General features: G+C 70.7%; 17 protein-coding genes and 1 tRNA gene. 9 read left to right on the top strand and 9 right to left on the bottom strand.

Going from position 1 to position 23,017, the window contains the following annotated elements; translation table 11 throughout:
• Positions 1 to 88 precede the first annotated feature (88 nt).
• Positions 89 to 424, top strand: a complete 336-nt coding sequence (locus MANAM107_RS04325) for a PspC domain-containing protein (protein ID WP_223911572.1) — start codon at positions 89 to 91, stop codon at positions 422 to 424.
• Between the two features lie 23 nt (positions 425 to 447).
• Here MANAM107_RS04325 and MANAM107_RS04320 read toward each other — a convergent pair whose 3' ends face one another.
• Positions 448 to 1,161 carry a response regulator gene (locus MANAM107_RS04320; protein ID WP_223911569.1) on the bottom strand — a complete coding sequence of 238 codons (714 nt, stop codon included), beginning with the start codon at positions 1,159 to 1,161 and terminating at the stop codon, positions 448 to 450.
• Between the two features lie 72 nt (positions 1,162 to 1,233).
• Positions 1,234 to 2,886, bottom strand: coding sequence for a sensor histidine kinase (locus tag MANAM107_RS13060; protein ID WP_263421924.1), 1,653 nt, complete (start codon positions 2,884 to 2,886; stop codon positions 1,234 to 1,236).
• Between the two features lie 242 nt (positions 2,887 to 3,128).
• Here MANAM107_RS13060 and MANAM107_RS04310 point away from each other — a divergent pair, with 242 nt between their 5' ends.
• From MANAM107_RS04310 to MANAM107_RS04300, 3 genes are all read left to right on the top strand, one after another.
• Complete coding sequence (locus tag MANAM107_RS04310) at positions 3,129 to 3,884, top strand: DUF4352 domain-containing protein (protein WP_223911567.1); 756 nt, start codon at positions 3,129 to 3,131, stop codon at positions 3,882 to 3,884.
• Between the two features lie 221 nt (positions 3,885 to 4,105).
• The gene (locus MANAM107_RS04305) at positions 4,106 to 6,346 is read left to right on the top strand and encodes an NAD(+) synthase (protein ID WP_223911564.1); all 2,241 of its coding nucleotides are present in this window, start codon (positions 4,106 to 4,108) and stop codon (positions 6,344 to 6,346) included.
• 167 nt (positions 6,347 to 6,513) lie between these two features.
• Positions 6,514 to 7,299 carry an HAD-IIB family hydrolase gene (locus MANAM107_RS04300; RefSeq protein WP_223911561.1) on the top strand — a complete coding sequence of 262 codons (786 nt, stop codon included), beginning with the start codon at positions 6,514 to 6,516 and terminating at the stop codon, positions 7,297 to 7,299.
• A gap of 87 nt (positions 7,300 to 7,386) precedes the next feature.
• Here the strand turns inward: MANAM107_RS04300 and MANAM107_RS04295 are convergent, their stop codons facing one another.
• Together MANAM107_RS04295 and MANAM107_RS04290 are read right to left on the bottom strand one after the other, a co-directional pair.
• Positions 7,387 to 7,833: a GNAT family N-acetyltransferase gene (locus MANAM107_RS04295; RefSeq protein WP_223911557.1), complete on the bottom strand. Its 447-nt coding sequence runs from the start codon at positions 7,831 to 7,833 to the stop codon at positions 7,387 to 7,389.
• Positions 7,834 to 7,949: 116 nt separating this feature from the next.
• On the bottom strand, positions 7,950 to 9,296 hold the full coding sequence (locus MANAM107_RS04290; protein WP_223911553.1) for a serpin family protein: 1,347 nt from the start codon (positions 9,294 to 9,296) through the stop codon (positions 7,950 to 7,952).
• A gap of 133 nt (positions 9,297 to 9,429) precedes the next feature.
• Between MANAM107_RS04290 and MANAM107_RS04285 the strand changes: the two genes are divergently transcribed.
• Positions 9,430 to 10,779 (top strand): PAS domain-containing protein, encoded by a 1,350-nt coding sequence (locus MANAM107_RS04285; RefSeq protein WP_223911550.1) that lies wholly within the window; start codon positions 9,430 to 9,432, stop codon positions 10,777 to 10,779.
• Between the two features lie 85 nt (positions 10,780 to 10,864).
• Here the strand turns inward: MANAM107_RS04285 and MANAM107_RS04280 are convergent, their stop codons facing one another.
• The 5 genes from MANAM107_RS04280 to MANAM107_RS04260 all read right to left on the bottom strand — a co-directional run bounded on the left by MANAM107_RS04280 (position 10,865) and on the right by MANAM107_RS04260 (position 17,279).
• Entirely contained in the window at positions 10,865 to 12,082 is a 1,218-nt protein-coding gene (locus MANAM107_RS04280; RefSeq protein ID WP_223911548.1) for a methyltransferase domain-containing protein, read from the bottom strand.
• A 54-nt stretch (positions 12,083 to 12,136) separates the two neighbouring features.
• Entirely contained in the window at positions 12,137 to 13,600 is a 1,464-nt protein-coding gene (locus MANAM107_RS04275; protein WP_223911546.1) for an SNIPE associated domain-containing protein, read from the bottom strand.
• A gap of 229 nt (positions 13,601 to 13,829) precedes the next feature.
• Positions 13,830 to 13,905, bottom strand: a tRNA-Thr gene (locus MANAM107_RS04270).
• A 75-nt stretch (positions 13,906 to 13,980) separates the two neighbouring features.
• Positions 13,981 to 14,919 carry a DsbA family protein gene (locus MANAM107_RS04265; protein ID WP_263421923.1) on the bottom strand — a complete coding sequence of 313 codons (939 nt, stop codon included), beginning with the start codon at positions 14,917 to 14,919 and terminating at the stop codon, positions 13,981 to 13,983.
• 224 nt (positions 14,920 to 15,143) lie between these two features.
• Positions 15,144 to 17,279, bottom strand: a complete 2,136-nt coding sequence (locus MANAM107_RS04260) for a serine/threonine-protein kinase (RefSeq protein WP_223911544.1) — start codon at positions 17,277 to 17,279, stop codon at positions 15,144 to 15,146.
• Positions 17,280 to 17,599: 320 nt separating this feature from the next.
• Between MANAM107_RS04260 and MANAM107_RS04255 the strand changes: the two genes are divergently transcribed.
• The 4 genes from MANAM107_RS04255 (at position 17,600) to MANAM107_RS04240 (ending at position 22,836) form a co-directional block, all read left to right on the top strand.
• The gene (locus tag MANAM107_RS04255) at positions 17,600 to 18,727 is read left to right on the top strand and encodes an ABC transporter ATP-binding protein (RefSeq protein WP_179901199.1); all 1,128 of its coding nucleotides are present in this window, start codon (positions 17,600 to 17,602) and stop codon (positions 18,725 to 18,727) included.
• 151 nt (positions 18,728 to 18,878) lie between these two features.
• Entirely contained in the window at positions 18,879 to 20,252 is a 1,374-nt protein-coding gene (locus tag MANAM107_RS04250; protein ID WP_223911542.1) for a DUF4032 domain-containing protein, read from the top strand.
• A gap of 160 nt (positions 20,253 to 20,412) precedes the next feature.
• Positions 20,413 to 20,847: a hypothetical protein gene (locus MANAM107_RS04245; RefSeq protein WP_223911539.1), complete on the top strand. Its 435-nt coding sequence runs from the start codon at positions 20,413 to 20,415 to the stop codon at positions 20,845 to 20,847.
• A 222-nt stretch (positions 20,848 to 21,069) separates the two neighbouring features.
• The gene (locus MANAM107_RS04240; protein ID WP_223911535.1) at positions 21,070 to 22,836 is read left to right on the top strand and encodes a DUF6571 family protein; all 1,767 of its coding nucleotides are present in this window, start codon (positions 21,070 to 21,072) and stop codon (positions 22,834 to 22,836) included.
• The last annotated feature ends 181 nt before the right edge of the window (positions 22,837 to 23,017 follow it).

The raw sequence follows: 23,017 nt of genomic DNA, 5'->3' as shown, positions 1-23,017 counted from the left end.
CCCTGCAATCTGGAACCAGACGAGATCAGGGGCGCCTCAGGGCACTCCCCGATAGCCCCGGCGGGTCCAGGCCCCGCACACTGGCGCCATGACACAGCAGCACCCCTCAGACCCCGACCACACCGCCCAGGCAGACGGCTCCGTGAAGTCCTTCCTCAACGGGCTGCCCGCCCGCTCCCGCCACGACCGCATCCTGGGCGGGGTGTGCGGCGGCCTGGCCCGGCAGTGGGGGCGCTCGCCCGGACTCGTGAGGCTGGCCACCATCGCCCTCGCGCTCCTGCCAGGCCCCATGTGGGTGGCCTACGCACTGGCCTGGGCGGCCATGCCTCTGGAGCCCCTCCACTCCGGGCCCGCCTACGGGGCCCCCGCTCATGGAGGCCCGGTCGGTGGGGAGGCCGATGCGGCCGGCCCCGTCCCGCACTGATCACAACCCCCGCGATCAACCATCTAGGGCAGGAGGCCGGCGCGCTCGGCCAGCACCGCCAACTGGGTGCGGTTCTTCAGCCCCAGGCGCTGCTGGGCGCTGGCGAGCTGGGCCTTGACCGTGGAGGCCGAGCGGAACAGCAGCTCCCCGATCTCCGCATTGGACAGCCCCAAGGCCGCCTGGACCACTGCCTCCCGCTCCGCCTGGGTCAGGCGCCCCACGGCCTCGATCGCCGCGCGGCGCCGGTCGCCCTCGCCCCTGTCGCCCCGCATGCGCCGCACCAGGCTGCGCAGGGCCTGGGGTGACATGGCGATCTCCCCGGCGGCCACGGCCCGCACCGCCCGGGCCGCATCCTGCGGCGCCTCGGCCTTGAGGATGTAGCCCTCCGCGCCGGCATCCACCATCCGCGCCACGGCGTCGTCCAGGTCCCAGGTGGTCATGGCGATGACATGCGGCGCCCCGGGCAGGGAGCGGAGGCGCCGCGTTGCCTCGATCCCGTCAACACGGGGCATGCCCAGGTCCATGAGCACGACCTCCGGGCTCAGGCCCGCCACCAGCGGGCCGACCTCGCCGCCGTCACCGGCCTCGCCGACGACGGTGATCGGCGGCTGGCCGGCATCGTCCTCCAGCAGGGAGCGCAGGAGCTGGCGCACCAGGGGGTCGTCGTCGACGAGCAGGACGCGCAGGGAGTCGGGCATGTGCACAGCGTAGAAGACGGCGGGTGCGCCAGTGCTCAAGCGGGGCCCCTCCAGGGCGCCGCGCCCCGCGGGGAGGATGGGGCGCCCGGGGCGCCACTCGCGGCCCGGCCCTCACTGCTGCGGCGAGGGCCCCGGCAGCCAGGGCAGGTCGACCTCCACGATGAACTCCCCCTCCGGTGCGGGGCCCGCCCGCAGGCGGCCCCCGCAGATCTGCACCCGGTGGGCCATCCCTCGCAGTCCGGTGCCCGAGCCCGGCTCCTCGGGCCGGTCCTCGGCCGGGACGAGGCGGTTGGAGCAGCGCAGGTGGATGCCCGTCTCCGGCGAGCCCTCCACGCGCAGGCGGATGGGCTCGCTCGGGGAGTGCTTGGAGGCATTGGTCAGGCACTCCTGGACGATGCGGTAGACCGCGTGGGACAGCACGGAGCCCGCCTGGGCGGGGCGGTCCAGGACGATGGAGGAGCTCAGGGGCGTGCCCGCCTCCACCATGGAGTCGACCACTGCGGCCAGCTCCTCCAGCCTGGGGGCGGGCTGCCCGGCGCTCCCGCCCGGGTCGCGCAGCACCTCCAGGAGGCTGCGCAGCTCGCCCATCGCCTCCTGCGAGCTCTGGCGCACCCGCCGGGCGGCCTGTGCCGTTCCCTCATCGGCGCTCCGCTCCAGAAGACCGGCCTGCATCGCCAGCACTGAGAGGCGGTGCCCCAGCCCATCGTGGACCTCATGGGCGATGCGCTCGCGCTCCTCACGCAGCTCCACCTGGTCCATGAGCACCTCGGAGGTCCGGGCGGCCTGCGCCGCCTCCTCCTCGGCGCGCGCCCGCTGGGCCCTGGCGTCGGCCGCCTGCGTCGCGGCCAGCACCTCGCGCCTGCGCGCAGCCAGGATCGTGCCCACGATGAAGGGGATCGCCAGGATCAGGGCAGTGGCCAGGACCTGGGCCGGCCAGCCGATGACGCCCTGCGGGGCGGCGCCGTCGGGACGGGGGAACAGGAAGATGCCGAGCACGGAGTTGCCCCGGGGCGCCATCAGGGCGTCATGGCGAACGGCCAGGAGCGTGCCCACGGCCAGGACCGCCAGCGCCCCATAGGCCGTCAGGGCCCGACGCCGCCCGGTGCGCCAGGAGGGGGCGCCGGCCAGGAGCGTGGTCGAGGCGATGAGGCCCACCGTGGTGTCCAGGGCCAGGAGCGCCCCCGCCAGGCCGGAGCAGGCCGTCAGGACCGTCGGGAAGCGTCGCCGCACGCCCAGGGACGCCACGAGCCCCATGGAGACGACGAACTGGAGCATCTGCAGCGGCTGGCTCTCCACGCCCAGGGCCGTGGCATCGTTCCACTGCGAGCCCAGGGACATCATGCTGGCCAGGAGGGCCAGCAGGATGAGGCCGGCGGTGGTCAGGATGCGCCCGGTCCGCGTGCTCAGCGGATTCCCCCGGGGCGCCCCCTGGTACCAGGCCCCGGGATGCCCGGGATGGAGGACGACGGGTGCGCCGGGGTACGGGCCGGGACGGACCGCCTGGAGGGGCGCCTGGGCCAGGGGCGCATGCGGGGAGGCGGGCCGCTGACCCGCCGTCCACCCCGCGGGGTGGACGGCGGTGGGGGGCCAGGCGGCGGGCCGGGGCCCGGGCGGGCCGTAGGCCAGGGGCGCTGGCGCGCCCGGGTACGGGGCGTACCCCTGATACCCCGGTTGCGACAGGGGCCCCGGGCTGCCCGGCTGGGCCGGTGGATGCGCCGGTGGATGCGCCGGTGGATGCGCCGGTGGCCGCAGGGGACGGCGCATCGGCGCGCCTGATGGGAGGGCAGGGCCCTGCCCCTGCGGGGAGGAGGGTGCAGGGGAGGAGTGAGGCATGGCCGTACGTTAACGGCCCCTCTGCGGGGCCGCATCGGCCGTTCGGCCAGGGCACCGTACCCGATCGGCGTCGCGCAGTGCCGCGATGGCCGATGCCCGGCCGTGGCCCGGCGCGGGACGGTTGTGCCTGTCAAGGGCGCCACCCGGAGCCCCAGAGAAGTAAAGGACACCCCATGACCTCCCAGATGCCCCACGGCCCCCTCCAGCCCGACGCCGCCAGTGCCCAGGCGGCGGGCGGCCCGGTACCTCAGCAGCCCTACGGCCCGGTCGGGCCCGCACCCTACGGACCCCCGGCGCAGCCCTCGCGGCGCTCCTGGTTCGCCCGGCACAAGATCCTCACCGGACTGGGCGCCCTGGTGGCCCTCGTCGTGGTGGTCCAGGCCCTCGGCGGCGGCTCGGGTGACGAATCGCCCCAGGCCGGCTCGGACACGCCCTCCGTCACCCGGTCCCAGGAGGCGCGGGCCGCGTCGGAGGGCGGGCAGCCGGAGCCCCAGGCGGGCGAGCCCGCTCAGGCCGACCAGGCCGGTGAGGGGCCGGCCTTCGCGGGCAAGCAGGCGAAGGACAAAGCGGTCCAGGCCGGGGAGTCCCTGACGGCCGACGGCGTGACCATCACCGCCACCCCGCTGACCCCCGGCGACGCCACCCTGGGCCCCACCGCCTGCTCCACCATCACCATCAGCAACAACTCGGGGTCCGCCATCGATGTCAACGCCTTCGACTGGTCCCTCCAGGACCCCAACGGCGTCATCAACGATGTGGGCTTCCTCGGATCGGACAGCATCCTGAGCGCCTCGAGCATCATCGACGGCGGCTCCCTGACGGCGGATGTCTGCTTCGACGGGCAGCTGGGATCGGGGGAGTACGTCCTGTTGTACAAGCCGGTCTTCTCCTGGTCGGGCGACCGCCAGGCCTGGATCAACCAGCGCTGAGCCGGGCGGCGCCCCGGGGCCGGCCGGCACTCGGGGCGGGCCGGCCCCGGGCCGAGCCGTGGACGGCTGGCGAGGGCGCGGCACCTGCCGGGTGCGCGCCCTCCCCGGCCCTTCGCGCGCGGGCCGGCAGGCGTCCCGGGCCCGCCCCGCCCGTGTCCGGATCCGGGGCGCGGCATGCCTGGGCGTGGGAGGGTGCCAGGAGGCATGGGAGGATCGGGGGCATGTCGACCACCGCCGCGCGCACCGAGAGCATGCCGAGCCCCACGACCGCTACCAGCCCTGCGCCCGCCGGGGCGGCCCCCGGTGCCCCCGGCTCCACCATCAGCTTCCACTCCGCCTACGACCAGGGCTTCGCACGGGTGGCCGCCGCCACCCTGCCCGTGGCCCTGGCCGACCCGGCCGCCAACGCCCGGGCGATCATCGCCCAGGCCCGGGATCTGTCCGAGCAGGGCGTGGCCCTGGCCGTCTTCCCCGAGCTGAGCCTGACCGGCTACTCCATCGACGACCTCCTCCTGGCCGACGTCCTGCTCGCCGAGGTCCTGGCCGCCATCGAGACCATCCGGGCGGCTTCGGCGGACCTGCTGCCCATGATCGTGGTCGGCGCGCCCCTGCGGCACCGCAACCGCCTGTACAACTGCGCCGTCGTCATCCAGGGCGGGGCCGTGCGCGGCGTGGCGCCCAAGACCTACCTGCCCACCTACCGGGAGTTCTACGAGAAGCGGTACTTCGCCTCCGGTGCCGACGTGCACACCTGGATCGAGCTGGCGGGCGTGGCGGATGGGGCGGCGGATCCCGCGGAGCACTCCGAGGGCTGTCCCCGGCCCGGCCGCCCCGCCTGCGTCCCCTTCAGCACGCGCCTCCTGCTCGATGTCGAGGACGTGCCCGGGATGGTGGTGCACGTCGAGGTCTGCGAGGACATGTGGGTGCCCGTGCCCCCCTCCTCCCTGGCGGCCCTGGCCGGTGCCACCGTGCTCGTCAACCTCTCAGGCTCACCGATCACGGTGGGCAGGGCCGAGGACCGCATGGCCCTGGCGCGCGCCTCCTCCGCGCGCAATCTCGCCGCCTACGTCTTCGCCGCGGCCGGCCAGGGCGAGTCCTCCACGGACCTGGCCTGGGACGGCCAGACCTTCGTCTACGACAACGGCGCCCTGCTGGGCCAGACCGAGCGCTTCCCGGACGGCCCGCGCGCCACCGTCGTCGACGTCGACATCGAGGGGCTCGTGGCGGAGCGGCTGCGCCAGGGCAGCTTCGACGACAACCGCCTCGCCCTGGGCATCGGGGACGACGACGCCGCCTCCCACCCCCACGGCTTCATGACCACCACGGTCGGCCGGCAGGACCTTCACGTGCCCCGCACTGACATCGGGCTGCGCCGCGAGATCGACCGCTTCCCCTTCGTCCCCGACGACCCCGCCCGCCTGGCCCAGGACTGCTACGAGGCCTACAGCATCCAGGTCGCCGCCCTGGTCCAGCGCATGGAGGCCATCGGCGGCCCCAGGCTCATCATCGGTGTCTCCGGGGGGCTGGACTCCACCCACGCCCTCATCGTGGCCGCCCGGGCCATGGACCGGGCCGGGCGCCCCCGCAGCGACATCCACGCCATCACCATGCCGGGATTCGCCACCAGTGCCACCACCCGCGCCAACGCCGAGGCCCTGGCCGTGGGACTGGGCTGCACCTTCGAGGAGGTGGATATCCGGCCCGCCGCCACCCAGATGCTCGCCCAGATGCGCCACCCCTACGGGCGGGGGGAGCGCGGCCCCGAGGTCTACGACGTCACCTTCGAGAACGTCCAGGCCGGGCTGCGCACCGATTTCCTCTTCCGCATCGCGGGCCAGCGCGGCGGCATCGTCCTGGGCACCGGGGACCTGTCCGAGCTGGCCCTGGGCTGGTGCACCTTCGGGGTGGGCGACCAGATGTCCCACTACGGCGTCAATGCCGGGATCCCCAAGACCCTCATCTCCCACCTCATCCGCTGGGTGGTGGCCGAGGACCTGTTCGGCGAGGCGGTGGGGGAGACCCTGCTGTCCATCCTCGGCACCGAGATCAGCCCCGAGCTGGTGCCCGCCACCGAGGGCGAGCCCATCCAGTCCACCCAGGCGCGCATCGGCCCCTACGCCCTGCAGGACTTCACCCTGTGGCATGTGCTGCGCCGCGGCGCGCGCCCCTCCCGGATCGCCTTCCTGGCCGAGAAGGCCTGGTCGGACGCCTCGGTGGGGCTGTGGCCGCAGGGGCTGCCGGCCGCCGAGCGCGTGGCCTACCGGCTGCCCGAGATCCGCCACTGGATGGAGGTCTTCCACCGCAGGTTCTTCACCAACCAGTTCAAGCGCTCCACCCTGCCCAACGGGCCCAAGGTGGTGGCCGGCGGATCGCTGTCCCCCCGCGGGGACTGGCGCATGCCCTCCGACGCCTCGGGCGCCGCCTGGCTGGCCGAGCTGGAGCGCAACGTCCCGCGGCAGTGAGGCCCGGCCGCCCCGCCCGGCCGCCCCGGGGCCCGGCCCTGGCCATGGCGCGCCGAGGATCGCGCGGCAATCGCGAGACGGTGGCGGGGCGCGTCTGACAGGATCGGGCGGAGTGCAGCGCCACAGGCCCACGGCCGCGGCATCATGGAAGAAATGGAGGTGCATAGGTGACTGCTCGACTCATCTCCTGCGATATGGATGGAACCATCGTGTTCGATGGGCGCATCGGCGAGCGCGACTTGGAGGCCATGGAGCGCTGGCGTGCTGCGGGCAATATCCTGGTTGCCAACACGGGGCGCTCCCGGAGTGCGTTCACGCAGGTGGCCGCGCCGGTAGGAGCCGTCTTCGACTACATGATCCTGTACACCGGGGCGGTCGTCACCAATTCCCGGCTCGAGGTGATGGAGGCGGCCACCCTGCCCCACGGGGTGGTCGACGACCTCCTGGACCACCTGGATGGGCAGCAGGGGGTCACGGTCTTCGCCACCACCCTGGAGGGCGACCTGCTCCTGTACGACACCATCGGCTCGGGCACCGCGATCCTCAACCTCTACACCCCCGCCCGCCGTGAGGATCTCCAGGGGCAGCAGCTCATCGGCGTGCCGCTGCGCTTCACCGACGAGGGCTTGGCGGCCCGCACCATGGACCACCTCGAGCGGAGCTGGGCGGAGCGGGCCGTGGGCTTCCGCAACCAGGACTTCATCGACGTCGTTCCCGCCGGGGCCTCCAAGGGCGGGAGCCTGCGCAGCCTGCTGGAGCGGCTCCAGGGGCCGCAGGGCCCCTATGCGGGCGGCCGGATCGAGACCTTCTCCATCGGCGACTCCTGGAACGACATCCCCATGCACCGGGCCACCGACCACGCCTACGCCCTGCCCTGGGCCCCGCCGGAGGTCGCGCAGTGCTGCGAGGGGACCGTGGGCGGCCTGGCCGAGCTGGTGGACCGCCTCCTGTGAGTGAGTCCTGCGGCCGCGTCCCCGGGGAGCCCGCCGGGCACGCGGCCCGGGCTTCCCGGGGCCGCGTGCCCGGTGCCCGCCTGAGGCTTAGTCCTGGGCGTAGCGGTAGACGTTGGTCTCCCTCAGCTTGAAGCCCGCCCGCTGGTAGAGCCTGTTGGCGGCCTCCCGGGAGGGGCGCGAGGTCAGGTCCACGGTGCGGGCCCCCATCTGGGCGGCGTGCTCCACCGCCGCCTCCACCAGCGCCTGGCCCGCGCCGTGCCCACGGGCCTCGGCGTCGACGACGACGTCCTCCACCCAGGCGCGCAGGCCGGTGGGGATCGTGAAGGTCGCCAGGGTGAGCATGCCCAGGATCGGGGCGGGCCCGCCGTCGGGCGCATCGGGCCGGAAGACGAAGAGGTAGACGCCCTCCTGGGAGATGAGCGCCTCGCACTGCTCCGCTGTCAGGGCCGGGGCGCTGCGGGAGAGCTGGGGGATGAGGCGCTCCATCGCCTCGACGACCTCCGGGCTGGAGGCGGTGAGGAGCTCAACGGTCATGGGATCCCTCCTGGGTCGTGTGGATTCGTGCCACCACCGTACCCCCCGCCGGCCGGTGGGGCTCGCCGTCGCGGTGGCCTGCCGTCCCGGCCGCGGCGGCTTGCGTCCCGCGGGCCTCAGCCCTCGCTGTCCGCGGGATTCATGACGGCCGCCTCCAGGAGGGTGATACCGCTGACCAGGTCCCGCAGCCGCAGGACATAGGGGCGGTCCACGGTGAAGGTGACATTGGGCGGCAGCGGCGCCGAGAGCACGGCGACCCCCGCCTCGGTCAGGGCCGCGGCCACCGTCCCCTCCTCATCCATGGTCAGCCGGACCTGCTGGACGATCTGGTCGATCTTCAGATCCGGGGCGATGCGATCCAGTCCCACCGGGTCCAGGCCGAGGCCGGTGATGACCTCCACCAGATCCATGGCACCGGTGGTCAGGTCGGCCTTGGGCAGGGACAGCTCGACATCCACGAGCGGGGCCTCATCGAGGGCCGCGGAGGCCTGGGCCCAGGAGGCCGCATCCATCTGCGCGGGCAGGGTCCCTTTCTGGGGCAGGATGACATCCAGGGCCAGGGCGGGCTGGTCGGGGATCTCCGAGCCCTCAGGCCCCGCCGTGCTCCCAGGGTCCTCGTGCCCACCGCTGTAGGGCAGGCGCACAGCCGACCAGTCCGGGCCCTGCGCGTGGCGCAGGAAGCGGGTGTCGTGCATGAAGGTGGCCTCCACCGTGGAGGAGTCGGCCAGGGTGAAGGGCTGGGGCGCGGAGTTCTCGGGCGGGAAGGGGCTCTCCCACCGCGCGGCGAAGAGCAGGGCGCTCTGGACGACCAGGCGGAGGTCTGGACGGATCTCAATGGCGCTGCTGGGGATGAGGCCCGCGGTGTTCCGGGAAGCCCAGGTATCGAGGCTGCTCTTCAGGGCGCTCATGGGGACCTGCTCGATCTCGGTGGTGAAGAAGGCCATGACCGTGTCGAGGTAGGACTGCGCCACCTCGAGGCTGTCGAGGACCACCACATGGTTGGCCAGGTGGACCAGGGGCTTGGCGGGCGGCTCCTCGGGGGAGAAGCCGGCAAGGCTGCGGTCGTTGCGGTTCAGGGAGGTCTGCAGTGCCGACCAGGTGCGGTCGCGCTGCTCGCCCGAGGCGCCCAGGAGCGCGTCGTAGCCCTGCGCCGCGGGGTCGGTGGCGCCGTCGGCCAGGATCGCCAGCAGCAGGGACAGGCTCAGCCCCGAGGACATGGCATTGCGGTGGGGCTCGTTCTGCAGGTGGTGGGCGATCAGCGCGGCGCCGAGCTCGTCGCAGGCGCCCTGCGCACCGGGCAGGGAGTCGGGGACCTCGGACAGCGCGATCGTCTGGCGGGTGGCGCTGGAGCGCAGCGGCGTGCCCGCCCCGCTGGCGCAGGCGCCCAGCAGGCTCGCGGCGACGGGCGCCAGGGCGGCGGCGGCCATGAGGTGGCGACGGGAGGGGATGGGAGCGTTGTTCATACAAGGATCGTAAGGAGCATGTGGCGGCCTTGCCGTGCTGAAGGTCCCGCATCCCGGGGCGCGGGCGGGACGGGTAGCCTGGGTCCCGGACCTCGGCACCGACGCCGCACGCCCCCCACTTGGAAGGTCACTCATGGTCGAGCACCTCTTCGGCTCCGGCGAGCTCTTCTTCTCCACCACCGACGCCCAGGGGCGCATCCGCCGCGCCAACTCCACCTTCATGCGCCTGTCGGGCTACCCGCGCGGCGCCCTGGTGGGGCGGGCGCACAGCGTGGTGCGCCATGACGACATGCCCGCGGGCCTGTTCCGCACCGTGTGGGAGGGCATGGAGGACGCGGCCCCCGTATGCGCCTACATCACCAACCGCTCCGCCGACGGCGGCCACTACCGGGTCTTCGCCACGATCGTCCCCTCGGGCGGCGGCTACCTGTCGGTGCGCACCCTGCCGATGATGACCGGCCTGCGCGACGACGTCGAGCAGGCCTATACGCGGGTGCGCGAGGTGGAGCGGAGCTCGGCCCAGGCCGGCTCCTCTCGCCGGGAGGCGGCCGCCGCGGGGCAGGCGGCGCTGCTGCGCGAGCTGGCCGAGATGGGCTACAGCGACGCCGCCGACTTCACCCGCCGGGTCCTGCCCGACGAGGTCGCCGCCCTGCTCGCCTCCGGCGCCGCCATCCCCGCCGTCCCCCAGACCCAGGGGCCGGTGGCCCAGATCCTGGCGGCCATGCACGCCATCGAGGCCGACACCTCGGGACTGGTGGGCGTCCTGGAGGAGGGCAAGCGCCTGGTCGGCCTGCTGGGCAGGCGGGCCGAGGAGATCAGCGGCCTGTCCGAGCGCCTGGGCCGGCTGCGCCAGACGCTGCGCGCCGTCAGCGGCGAGGTCCGGGCCCTGGGCGCCGGGCCGGAGGCCGAGGAGGTGGAGGAGCGCTACCAGGAGGTCGACGCCCTCATCCTGGAGTGCGTCGAGCAGCTGCGGCCGCTGCGCGGGCAGGTCGAGGAGCTGCGCAGCGATGTCGATGCGGTGCGCTTCGACATCGCCCTGACGCGCCTGCACAACCTGGCCGCCGGCACCTTCGCCGTCCAGATCATCGAGGGCCAGGACGAGGTGGGGGCCAATGACGCCGTCGGCTCCCTGGAGGAGCTGTGCACGGTCCTGGGGGAGGACGCGGTGCGCCTGGCCGAGCAGATCGAGCTGCTGGAGGCGCGCGGGGAGCTGGTCGGCGGGGAGCTGGACGTGGTGGCCGAGTCCCTCACCCTGACCCATGCGCCCCTCATGGAGCTGCTGGGGGCGGCCGCCGACGCGGGCGCGGCCCAGGAGACCTCCGTGCGCACCGCCCGCTCCCTGGTGCGCGACGGCTTCCCCGAGGCCCGCAGCCTGGCTGACCTGGCCTCCAGCCTGCGCCAGCTGAGCATCCCCTACCAGGCTGAGCGCACCGGCGCCCACCTGGACCAGGTGCGCACCGCCCTGGCCGAGCTGGGGGCCTGAGCCGCCGGCGCCGGGGCTGCGCACTCCAGAGCGCCGCCCCCGGGGCCGTTCAGGGCGGTTGCCGCGGCCGGCGCGATGCGACTGGTCAGGTGCGGGCAAGCTCGACCAGGACCTCGGCGTGGTCGGTGTGCGGGAACATGTCGAACAGGCGGGCGCGCACCACCCGCAGTGACGGCATCCGCTCCAGGTCCGCCGCCAGGCTCGCCGGGTTGCATGAGGAGTACAGCAGGCGGGGAACCTCGCAGGCCTCGATGCGCTGCGCCAGCTCGCCGATGCCCCGCCGCGGGGGGTTGACTACGAGCAGATCCGGGCCCTCGTCCCCCGCCGGGTCCAGCACCCGGGCGTCACCCGCCTCGAAGCGCACCCGCTCGGCCGGCAGCCCCATGAGCCGGGCGGCGTCGCGCGCCCCGGTGATCGCGGGGGCGGAGGACTCCACCCCCAGGATCTCCCGGCCGGGCGCCGCCAGCGCCAGGGCGAATCCGCCCACCCCGCAGAACAGGTCCCACACGCGCTCCGCCCGGCCCTGCCCGGCCCAGTGGCGGGCCGTGGCGTAGAGGGACTGGGCCACGGGGGTGTTGGTCTGGAAGAAGGAGCGGGTGGGCAGGTAAAGCGGCAGCTCGATGCCCGCCGCGGGCGTGTCCTGGCCGGTCGCGGGTCCCGACGGCGTCGGCGGCAGGCTCAGGCGCATGAGGAGCCGGTCCTGGCCGCTCAGGATGATCTCCTCATCGCCCTCCAGGACGGCCTGGTGGATGGGCTGGATATTGGCGCTGGCCACCGCCAGCTGGGGCAGGTCCTCCTGGAGCCGGGGCAGGGCGGAGCGCAGGTCGTCCAGGTGCCGATGGGAGCGCAGGACGAAGCGCACCATGAGGTCCTCATCGGGGGAGGCCGTTACCAGGATGTGCTTGAGCTCGCCCCGGCGGGCCGGAACGTCGTAGGGGGTGAGCCCCGCTTCGGTGATGAGACGGGCCAGGTGGGGCAGGGATCTCTGGATGGCAGGGACGTGCAGCGGGCAGGTGCGCAGGTCGATGCCGTGCCCGGCGCCGTCGAGGATCCCCAGGGTGGGGCGGGAGGCGGTACCGGCCACTGCCATCTTCGCCTTGTTGCGGAAGCCGACGGGCTGGCTGGCACAGGGCGCCAGCCAGGCGCCGGTGGGGATGCGGGGGCGCAGGGCATCGGCCACGCGCGCCTGCTTGACCGCCAACTGCTCGGGCAGGGCGGTGCCCAGGGAGGGGCAGGAGCCGCACGCCCCGGCGTCGTGAAGAGCGCACAGGGAGGGGCGGGCGGCCGTGACGGTGACCGTCATGGGCGCTCCCCCTCCCTGTGGCATCTCGTGGACGATGGGCGATCGGGTAGGAGCCTAGAGCACACGCTCCGGGGCTTCGGAGGCGTCGTGGCTCGGGGTGTCGGCCTCGGCGATCTGGAGGCTCATCCGGTACTGCTCCGCCTCAGGTACCTCAGTGAACTCCAGCAGGCTTCCCTCGGCCACCTGGGTAAGAGCATCGCGCACCTGGGCTGGTGTCACGTAGAAGAACTCTCGGCGAGTATTGACCCTGTTGACGCGACGATCCGCGAAGTGGTGGTGAAGCCTGTTCTCCACGCCAACGGCGTCTTCGGAGAAGAACAGGGCATGGACGTCGAAGCCGAAAGGCACCGAGGCGTCACCGAGCTCTCGCACACGATCCATGGGCTCAAGTCGCCGAGTCATGCCGATCTTGACCATGCGCTCGCCGAAGGCCCCGATGTTGGAGATGACGTAGACGTATCCTGCCCGGATGTTGGCCGCACGGGAGTCGACCTTGTCGATCTCCTCGTGGAGGTGGTTCAGGCGGGCCTCGATAGTGGCGGCCTCGTTCTCGCGCCCCTCGGCCCTCAGGGATGCCAGGACGTTGCGGTAGTGGTCCATTTCCTTGCTGAGCTTCGCCCGCTGCGCCTCCAGCTCCTGCTGGGCCTTGCGCTCCTCCCTGAGTCGGGCCCTCTCCTCGCGCTCGGCCTCCTTCTCAGCCTTCTTCGCGTTCTGATAGGCCAGTGCCAGCTCCAGTTCCTCCAGGCGCAGCCGGTGGTACTCATGAGTGACCTTCAGGTCAATGAGAGTGCCCAGTCGCTCCGCCTGCTCCCGCGTCCGCTCCAGGCGCTTGCGGGCGGCATCGCCATTGCCCGCCTTGACTGTCAGGACGCAGTTCTCGGCCTCTGAGTTGTAGGCGCGCAGCATCATCTTCGACATATCCGACACGAACTTGCGCCCCTTCGCCGAGGAGTTGTTGAACGTGAAGGAGCTGGTGGCCTTGATGGCGGTCTTGTCCCTCACCATGCTCTTGATGCGCGAGCGCACATCCTCTAGTCGGACCCTGAGATCGAGCGAGGACTGCGCCGGGTGTGGATAGGGGTTCAAGCCGGCGTCGACCATGATGCGTATATCGCTGGTCTCCTGAGTCAGGGCGTCGAGCTCCTGCCTCTGCTCAGCGATGCGGGCGACAGTCTTTCTCTCCTGCTCCTGGGCGCGCTCCAGGTTCCTGGTGACTTTGGTGAGGTTCTTGTCCAGGGCCTTGAGACGCCGCTGATGGTCTGCCTCCGCCTCCTGCTGGGCCTTGGCCAGAGCCTCCATCGCCTGCTGGTGGCCTGCCTCCGCCTCCTGCCGGGCCTGGTTCAGGCTCGCCATGGCCTGCTCATGGTCTGCCGCCATCTGGGAGGCGAGGCCTTGCATGTCGAGCACCCCCTGGCCTCCGGCTCGGGCGATGATGCCCTGGAGGTTGGCGATGGTGGCCTCGGCCCATGCGAGCCGGGAGGTGAGGTCGTTGATCTGGTTCTGCTTGCGGTTGAACATCGGGACTTTCTCCGGGACAGGGGCGCTCGTCGGTGAGCGCGGGTGCATTCTCGTGCCGCCCGATGTCTAGCTGAGGGATCAAGGTCCGTATGCGCACGGAACGCAGCAGATTGTGACGAGCCTGTGACCTCGGCGGGAACTGCCCGCATTGCGTCGTCGATCTCAGTGAGGAGGTACAGCACACCCACCAGCAGCGGGGTGGCCGGGGCTGGGCGGGGACGGCCAGTGATGGAGCCGCTTGTCGGACTCGAACCGACGACCTGCTGTTTACAAGACAGCTGCTCTACCAACTGAGCTAAAGCGGCGGGGCCCACGGGGCTCATGCGTGGGACAGTGTGGCATAGGCGGCCGGCCGAGGAAAGCCGGATGCCCGAGCCCTCCTACTCGGTGGGCGCCGTGGAGCCCGGGTCCCCACCGGTGTCGGCGGCCGGCGATGCCGATTCGGTCGCTGCGGCCGAGCTGCCCAGGTTATCGACCATGTCGGTCAGGGCGGTGGGGGATGTCAGCGTGGACAGGTCGATCTGCTCGCCGCCGAGGAACACCGTGGGGGTGCCCTTGAGGCCACGGCCCTGGAAGGACTCCTGGGCGAGCATGGTCCAGGGGCCGTAGGTGTTGTTCTTGGCGGTCTTCTCGAACTTGTCGGTGGTGGCGGTGGGCACCCCGGCGGAGGTGGCGGCAGTCACGAGGTTCTCCATGGTGAGCCGGCTGCCGTCCTGGGAGGCGAAGACCTCGGAGAAGAACGCCAGAGCGGCGTTGTGGAAGGCCAGGGAGGTGTCCGGGGCCTCGTCGAGCACCAATCCCATGGCGTTCATCACCATATCGGTCCAGGCCTGGCCGAGGATGTCGGAGGGGTGGAGGGCCAGGGTGATCCGGCCCTCGTCCAGGAGTGCGCTGATCTCCTGGGAGTGCCGCGTCTCGAAGTCGGCGCAGAAGTGGCAGGAGTAGTCGAAGTACACATCGAGAACCGGGGCGCCGCTGATGACCGTGTCCAGTTCGCTCGTCTTGCCGTACGTCCAGGAGCCGTCGGCCAGGACCGTGGAAGGCACCCCCTTCTGGTTCGCCTTCTCCTCCACGATGCCCCCTCCGGCGGGCAGCAGCGCGCTGGCCCGGGCGGCGGCCTCGGCGGCGTCGCGCCGATGGTCGTAGACGAGCCAGCCCGCGGTTCCCGCTGCGGCCAGCGCACCGACGCCGATGAGGCTGCGGCGCGTGATCGTGTTGCGCCTGGCCCGGCGCTCCTCGGCCTCGCGCAGTGCCTTGGCCTGGGCTCGGGCGGCCTCGCGGCGCTGCGCCTTGGTGGGACGGGGCTCATTGGGGGCCACGCGGTACTCCTCTGCTGCTCGGTCAGTGGTGATGGTCGCTCTGCCATGAGGGAGGCTCGTGTGGTCTCCCATCGTCTCCCGCCGGCAGGCGCTCGCCTGGCAGCCGCGACCACGCTCAGCATTGTGCCTGATGCGACCGCGGGAATCACTCGTGTTCGCGGTGTGGAGATAGGTCTGCAACCCTGCGCCCGCGCCGGGCCCCGCCGTCCGGCGGATGGAGTGATTCACACCCTGTTGATGAAGGGAGCGAAGGTGACGTAGGCGTACAGGATGCTCGACCTCAGCAAGGCGATGATCGCTGCGACGGCCAGGAGGGTCAGGAGCAGGATGAGGCGCCACTTGCGTCCCCGCGCCACGAACTCGACCAGGTGCGCACCGCCTCGGCGCGTCGGCCCGCCCCAGGGGATGAACCAGAGGGCGAGCAGGTAGGCGACCTCCCACAGCACGATCGCCAGGAAGGTGCGCCCCGGGGACGACCAGGTGCCCAGGATCATGGGCGGGGTGTCGTTCAGACCCATGATCGCGATGGACTGCCAGAGGACCAGTAGCGTGATGATGGCACTGATCGCTGCGGCGAAGGCGGTGGCGATGAGTGAGCGCAGGAAGTACCAGGGGCTGGCGGCCCACATGCGCGAGGTATCGCCGGCGGAGACGGCGCCGCGCTGCAGGCGGCTCCAGCGGCGCGCATCCTGGGCCCGTCCCACCGTCCCGGCGATCAGCGCCAGCAGGGTCGCCCCGATCATCATCCAGAAGGGGGCGAAGTGGCCAAGGGCGACGAGCAGGGCGCCCACGGCGGCGATGATCCCCGGGTGGCGCCTGGGCTCCTGTGCCCACTGGGGCAGGGCGGCCATGGTGGGGCGCGCCTCCAGGGGTGCGGCGCTCGGGGGCGGCAGCGGGACCGGCTGGCTGATGGCCGGAGCGGCCAGATACCCCCCGGTGGCGCCGGAGGCCGGGGTGTAGGCCGGGGGCATGAGGCTGGAGTAGGCCCCCGGGTAGGAGGCCTGCGCCCCACTGCTGAAACCGCCCGGCGACGACGTCGGTGCGCTGACCTGGGGCGGCACCAGCCCCCGGGGCGGGGTGGTGGGGCGCTGCGCGGTGTGCGGAGCGATGGAGGGCGGAGGCGCGGTCGCGTGGTGGGAGGTGGGGGTGATCCGTGGCGGAATCGTGGGCGGTGCGTGCGGTGGTGGGGCGGGCGCCTGGGTTGAGGGTGCGGAGGCGGCCGATGCCGCCGAGGACTCCCCGGTGCCCGCCGTGGCGCTCGGGGTGCCGATGTAGCCGTAGGCGCCAGAGGAGGCCGAGGAGGTGGAGGGGGCCGGGCCGCTCGTGGCTGCGGTACCACCTGTGCCGGCGCTGCCCGTGGAGGCGGGGGCATACCCGTATCCCGGGGCGGGTTCCGGCTCACCGTAGGGATCCGACTCATCCGTGGCGGTGCTGTCGTCCTGGGGTCCCAGCGCCTGAAGGATCGCCTCCTGGCCATCGCCGCCCTCGGCGATCTCGTCGAGGACCGCCAGGAGGTCATCGGGGGCCAGGCGGTCCTCCACCTGGGGCGCCAGGGCTGCGGTGAAGGCGCGGGCCAGGGCCGGGCAGTCCTGCTCCAGGGTGCCCAGCTCCGGGGTGCCGGCATAGACGCGGCGGAAGACCGCCTGCCAGGGCCCTGAGCCGAAGGGCGCCCGACCGGTGACGGTGAACAGGAGCACCCCGGCGCAGGCGTACCAGTCCACCTCCGGGGTGGGCTCACCACCGTCGAGCATCTCGGGCGGGATGAAGCCGGGTGTGCCGGTGACCTGGCCGGTCTGGGTCAGCCGGACGTCGTCGGCCACCTGGGCGATGCCGAAGTCGATGAGGACCGGCCCCTGCGCCCCGAGCATGACATTGGAGGGCTTGAGGTCGCGGTGGATGACCCCGGCACTGTGCACGGCGTGCAGGGCGGTGACCAGCCCGTGGGCCAGGTCGGCCAGGTCCCGGGCGTCGGTGTCCAGGTCGTAGACGCCCTCATGGTCCACCTCGTGCTGGAGCGTGGGGCCGTCGACGAGCTCGGTGATGACGAAGGTGACGCCCTGGCTGGCCTCGCCGTCCCCGGTCTCAATGTCCAGGATGCGGGCCACTCGGGTGTCGCGCACGCGGGCCAGGACGGTGGCCTCGCGCTCCAGGCGGCGCCTGGCCATGGGATCCGCCGCGATCTGGGGGTGGAGGATCTTCATGGCCACATGCCTGCCGCCGTCGTCCACCACCTCCCAGACCACGCCCATGCCGCCGGCGCCCAGGCGGCGCAGGAGTCGGTACCCACCCAGATGGGTGCCGGCACGCAGGCCGCTGAGCATCATCAGCCCGCTGCCGCGCGCATCTGGGTGTTGCGTCATGACCCCCACAGTAGTACCGGGCGCGGTGCGGGGCGAGGATGGGCGGGCTGTGCCCGGCGGGCGGACGCCGTGAGGAGCGCCGCAGCGCCGTCGGGCCCGACGGCGGCTGGCAGGCGACTGGTTGGCCGGCGGCAGACGGCACGGGCCGGGATCGAGCGGGCCGGCCCCCTCGATCACTTGGTGATGGAGGCGATTGTGTGACAGCATATGTCCGTCACCCGGGGCGACCTTCCCGGGTGGCATGTGTCAGTGCGGACACGCATCGGCACCTTTCACTACGGATCGTCCGGCACGTACCTGCCGGTGAAGGGAAGGGCCTCATGGCAACAGTGACCTTTGACAATGCCACGCGCATCTACCCGGGCAATGACCGCCCCAGTGTGGATGCCCTCAACCTTGAGATCGCCGATGGGGAGTTCCTCGTCCTGGTCGGCCCCTCCGGATGCGGGAAGTCGACCTCCCTGCGCATGCTCGCGGGCCTGGAGGACGTCAACTCCGGCCGTATTCTCATCGGGGACCGCGATGTCACCGACGTCCAGCCCAAGGACCGTGACATCGCCATGGTCTTCCAGAACTACGCCCTGTACCCGCACATGTCCGTGCATGACAACATGGGCTTCGCCCTGAAGATCGCGGGCACCCCCAAGGCCGAGATCGACAAGCGGGTCAAGGAGGCCGCCAAGATCCTGGGCCTCACGGAGTACCTGGACCGCAAGCCCAAGGCGCTCTCCGGCGGTCAGCGCCAGCGCGTGGCCATGGGCCGCGCCATCGTGCGCAAGCCCAAGGTCTTCCTCATGGACGAGCCTCTGTCCAACCTGGATGCCAAGCTGCGCGTCCAGACCCGCACCCAGATCGCCTCCCTGCAGCGCTCCCTGGGGGTCACCACGGTCTACGTCACCCACGACCAGACCGAGGCCCTGACCATGGGCGACCGCATCGCGGTGCTCAAGGACGGCCTGCTCCAGCAGGTCGGCACCCCCCGTGAGATGTACGACAAGCCGGCCAACGACTTCGTCGCGGGCTTCATCGGCTCCCCGGCCATGAACCTGGGCCAGTTCACGGTGGAGGGGGATGTGGCCACCATCGGTGCGGCTAAGATCCAGCTCTCCCGCGCCACCCTGGACGCCATCAAGCCCGAGGACGGCGGCAAGGTGACCATCGGCTTCCGCCCCGAGTCCCTGGACGTGGTCTCGGCCGAGGACGAGCACTCCATCCCGGTGCGCCTGTCCTTCGTCGAGGAGCTGGGCTCGGACGCCTACATCTACGGCGAGCTGGTGGGCGCGGAGAAGTCCGACGCCAAGCTCGGCTCCGGTGAGGACTCCAGCCAGATCATCGTGCGCGTCCCCCCGCGGACCGCCCCCGAGCCCGGCGAGACCGTCTATGTGCGGATCCGCCCCGGCCAGGAGCACATCTTCTCGGCCTCCACCGGCCAGCGCCTGCCCGTGTGATCGGCGCAACCCGGTTCTGATCGACACTCCGGCGAGCCCCGTCCCGGCCCTGTGCCGCGGGCGGGGCTCGCCTGCGGCCGTGGGCTGCTGCCCGGCGCATCGCCCGCGCCGTCGGAGGGCGCCTGGCGGGTGGAGATGTGACAATGAGGCCATGCCTCCATCCATGCAGATCACCGCGGCGACGATCGACCCCGCGCTGCTCGACCTGCCCTGGGAGATCCCCCTGGAGCAGTGGCCCTCCGAGGTGCTGGCCGCCCTTCCCCGCGGCCTGTCGCGGCACATCGTCCGCTTCGTCAACCTCTCCGAGCGGGTCATCGCCGTCAAGGAGATCGGGGAGTCGGTGGCCCACCGCGAGTACGAGCTCCTGCGGGACCTGGTGCGCCTGGGGGCCCCCTGCGTGCAGCCCACGGCGGTCATCACGGGGCGCACCGATCTCAGCGGCGAGCCCCTCAACTCCGTGCTCGTCACCGAGCATCTGTCCTACTCCCTGCCCTATCGCGCCCTGTTCAGCCAGTACATGCGCCCCGAGACCGCCACCCGCCTCATCGACGCCCTGGCGGTGCTGCTGGTGCGCCTCCACCTGCTGGGCTTCTACTGGGGGGATGTGTCCCTGTCCAACACGCTCTTCAGGCGCGATGCCGGGGCCTTCGCCGCCTACCTGGTGGACGCCGAGACCGGCGAGCTCCACCCCGATGGGCTCACGGAGGGCAAGCGCCTCTACGACATCGACGTCGCCCGCACCAATATCATCGGCGAGCTCATGGACCTCCAGGCCGGGGCGCTGTTGGAGCCCAGCGTGGACACCATCGAGGTCGGGGACAGGATCGTGTTCCGCTACACCGAGCTGTGGCGGGTCCTCACCGCCGAGGAGTCCTTCTCCATGGAGGAGCGCTGGAGGGTGCGCCGGCGCATCGAGGAGCTCAACAACCTGGGCTACGACGTCGGCGAGCTGACCATGAGTACCGATGCCGCCGGCGCGCGCATGTCGATCCAGCCCAAGGTGGTCGACGCCGGCCACTACCACCGGCAGGTGATGCGCCTGACGGGCCTGGATGTCCAGGAGAGGCAGGGCCAGCGCATGCTCAACGACCTGGAGGCCTACCGCGCGATCATGGGCCGCAAGGACGACCCGATCGAGCTGGTCTCCCACGCCTGGCTGGCGGAGGTCTTCGAGCCCACGATCCTGGCGGTGCCCCTGGAGCTGCGCCGTAAACTGGAACCGGCGGAGATCTTCCACGAGGTGCTGGAGCACCGGTGGTACATGTCTGAGGCTCAGCAGCGTGACGTGAGCACTGAGGAGGCGGTGGCCGACTACGTCCGCACGGTCCTGCCCCAGCACCGCGATGAGCAGTCCTACCTGGGGGGCGACACCCAGGAGATGGAGGCGATCCTCGTGGGGGAGATGGAGAATGACGAGCCCCTGACCGACGATGCCGATTTCCTGGCCCTCGATGAGCAGACCCTGGCCGACTACGAGGCCAACCCCATGGGCTTCACCGCGGGGATGAGGTTCAAGGGGGAGTAGCGGGGCGCCCGTGGTGCGTCGGGCCGGTGATCCTGGGATGGGCGTGGGGCGGTGCTCGCTGCTGCGGTTGAGTCGCTTGACATAAGGGGGGGATGGCCTACATAACATTCAGATCACGGCCGGCCTCGGTCGTATCCCTGGATCCAGGAAGGGGTCGTTGATGTCCTACAGCGTCTACGGCGGCAGCACTAGTAGTAACTACAGCAGCAATACCAGCCCGAAATACAGCTACATGGGCCCGAGCTGGGCCCAGAACAGTGGGGACGAGGGGGACGACGACAAGATGGTCCCCAATTTGAAGCGCCCGGCGATGAAGAAAGTGCTCGATGCCCTGGATGACGCTTGTGACGACTTAGATGCCGGTCCTACGAGTGGCATGATGCCGAAATCTAACATGCTCACCGAGGGCCTCGGTGGTGATGGCAAGATCTGGCAGACGACACCGTTGACTGATAACTACCGTACGGAGATCAAGGGGATCATCGATAGGATCACCAGCAAGGTCTCGGCGGTCAGGGATGATGCGTCTGATGATCACGCGAAGGAGCCTGAGCAAGTGAAGAAGAGTGATCTCCGGGCGAAGTGGGGGCTGTGAGATGCTGGCCGTGTCGAGGATCGGGATGACGGCATGAGTGTGGGCTCTGGTGGGCGTGGCGTGGTGTGGGTGGTGCTGTCTGTCGCTTTGGTGGTAGGTGGTGTTGTGGGTGTGGGCTGGCGGCCTGGGGGGAGCTGTGTGGTTGCTGGGGATGGTGCACCGGACGGGGTCTCGTCGGTGACGGAGCGGGGCTGGGATGATGCGGGGCGGTTGGCGGATCGTGTGAGGTGGGGCGGCTCCGGTGAGCAGTGGGATGAGGTGCTGGGGGCTCTGCGTGCTGGTGGGGATGATGCTCAGTATGCGACCGGGGTGGTGGATGCCCTGGGACCGGCAGGGGTTGTTGACTGCGTGGTGGGTGTGAGCGGGAGGTTCGCGTCCAATGATCTGCCCCATAGTTATGTGCCGTCTCCCAGGCCTGCGGCGGGAAATGATGTGGCGGAGGCGATGGGGCGGATCCTGTCCAGCGCGTCGGTGAGGTGGGCGGATGATGAGTCCGAGGAGTTCGCGGGTGGTCTAGCGGATGCTGTGCTGAGGGATGGTGGTCGGGCGGCTGCCGTGACCGCGATACTGTCCGCTTCCAGAGAGGTCGACAGTGATGGTGATGGACTTCTGGAGAGTGTCGGGCTGGACTACAGCGACATGATGCTCGTGGCCTTGGCCCAGCGGCTCGAAAACGTTGAGCCTCCACTGGTGTCGGGGCCCGGTCTGGGGGTCAGAAGCAGTGCGATGCCAGTACGTCTTCATCCGTTGAGCGGTGTGATTCATGCGATGACGGGGAATCCGGGGGCTGGCCGAGAATGGCTGATTCCTGCTCCGGCCGGGCCGGGGGCTCCGGATACGGTGAGTACGGAAAGTTCGGTGGTGTATGCCAACCGCATTCAACAGCTCATTGAGAAAGGTGCCTTAACGGATGAGCAGTGGACCACCGGCTGGGCTCGCCTGGGGGATCGGATCGACCGTGATGGTGGATTCTCCTCTCTGACATTGGTGCCGCCTGATGAGGACCAGGGGAACTTCAGTAAGTCTGCGGCGGCGACCGCGGTCTCCGGTATCCTCAATGGTCTGGGGTCCGGGAATGAGGCGCCCCCGCTATCGGAGGAAGGGCGCCAACTGGTCTCCCATATTGTGGCGCGCCATCCTGAGGCGGTTGATCGCTCCGTGAAGCCAGGAAATCCTATTGGGGCGATCGAGGGCCTGTTCGATACTGCCACGGGGGAGAAATCATATAACCCCTTGCTGACCGACCGGGCGTTGACGCATCTCGTGGGCCAGATCTCGCAGAGCCCCGAGGCGTCGGCGCATCTGGGTGAGGCAATCACCGGCTACCACGAGGAGCGGCTCCAGGAGGCCGTGGCGAGTTATGAGGCGACAGGGGATGTGGAGCCGGTCAATGCGGTTCTCACAACCCAGAGCACCACTAATGGTTTCTTCGCCGGCGCTATCAGTCACCTGCTGATGGTCCACGGGGAGCGTAGCGGTAAATTAGGGGCTCCGCCAACAGTGGTGGTGTCCTTTGCTGCTGGACTTATCCCGGTGGCGGGTCCGGTGGCCTCTCTGGCTGTCTCCGAGGGGAAGCCTTTTGCGGTGGATGGTCTTGATGAGGCGAGGGATAAGGAGGTGGATATAGAGAGTGAAGCGAAGAGCAGTAATTCCAAGCAGGTCGCTCTGGCTCTCCTCAACAGTGGGTTGTACAATGCTGAGGATCTCCAAGGTGCGGCGTCACGCACGGGCGGGGGTCTTGGTCGCTTTAATGAGAATGTTGATAAGATTGTCGATTCGAGTGGGAAGCCTTTGACTTCTGAGATGAGTCCTGAGCAACTTAATTCTGCTGACGTGCAGGACGGCTTGCGGCGCATCGCTGGCCAGTTGGCCAGTCCGTCACGTCCTGAGCTTGATTTTCGAACTCTTATTTTCGACGCTTTTGGTGAAGGGTATGAAACAACAAATCCTGAAGAGTCGATCCCTCCGTCACACGAGTGGAGTTCCTAGAAGTGGCATGCCGGCCATGTCGAGGCGATGAGCCGATTCCCGGACTTGATAAGACCATGGAGGAGATTCGACTGTCCTAAGAGCAGTCCATCGCAGGTGCGGAGGAAGCCCCGCACCGCCTCCGACACCCCACTGGGGAGCAGCCGACAGCCCTCACGGCAGTCACATCGGCCTCGGTGCT

Source organism: Actinomyces capricornis, from assembly GCF_019974135.1.
GTDB classification, from domain to species: Bacteria; Actinomycetota; Actinomycetes; order Actinomycetales; family Actinomycetaceae; genus Actinomyces; species Actinomyces capricornis.
Note: the sequence above shows the minus strand (reverse complement) of the source record. Positions and strands in the feature narration are given on the sequence as shown.

Coding starts and splice junctions, on each gene's coding strand:
- MANAM107_RS04325 (WP_223911572.1), top strand. CDS start 89: ATGACACAGCAGCACCCCTCAGACCCCGACCACACCGCCCAGGCAGAC.
- MANAM107_RS13060 (WP_263421924.1), bottom strand. CDS start 2,886: ATGCGCCGTCCCCTGCGGCCACCGGCGCATCCACCGGCGCATCCACCG.
- MANAM107_RS04310 (WP_223911567.1), top strand. CDS start 3,129: ATGACCTCCCAGATGCCCCACGGCCCCCTCCAGCCCGACGCCGCCAGT.
- MANAM107_RS04305 (WP_223911564.1), top strand. CDS start 4,106: ATGTCGACCACCGCCGCGCGCACCGAGAGCATGCCGAGCCCCACGACC.
- MANAM107_RS04295 (WP_223911557.1), bottom strand. CDS start 7,833: ATGACCGTTGAGCTCCTCACCGCCTCCAGCCCGGAGGTCGTCGAGGCG.
- MANAM107_RS04290 (WP_223911553.1), bottom strand. CDS start 9,296: ATGAACAACGCTCCCATCCCCTCCCGTCGCCACCTCATGGCCGCCGCC.
- MANAM107_RS04285 (WP_223911550.1), top strand. CDS start 9,430: ATGGTCGAGCACCTCTTCGGCTCCGGCGAGCTCTTCTTCTCCACCACC.
- MANAM107_RS04280 (WP_223911548.1), bottom strand. CDS start 12,082: ATGACGGTCACCGTCACGGCCGCCCGCCCCTCCCTGTGCGCTCTTCAC.
- MANAM107_RS04275 (WP_223911546.1), bottom strand. CDS start 13,600: ATGTTCAACCGCAAGCAGAACCAGATCAACGACCTCACCTCCCGGCTC.
- MANAM107_RS04260 (WP_223911544.1), bottom strand. CDS start 17,279: ATGACGCAACACCCAGATGCGCGCGGCAGCGGGCTGATGATGCTCAGC.
- MANAM107_RS04255 (WP_179901199.1), top strand. CDS start 17,600: ATGGCAACAGTGACCTTTGACAATGCCACGCGCATCTACCCGGGCAAT.
- MANAM107_RS04250 (WP_223911542.1), top strand. CDS start 18,879: ATGCCTCCATCCATGCAGATCACCGCGGCGACGATCGACCCCGCGCTG.
- MANAM107_RS04245 (WP_223911539.1), top strand. CDS start 20,413: ATGTCCTACAGCGTCTACGGCGGCAGCACTAGTAGTAACTACAGCAGC.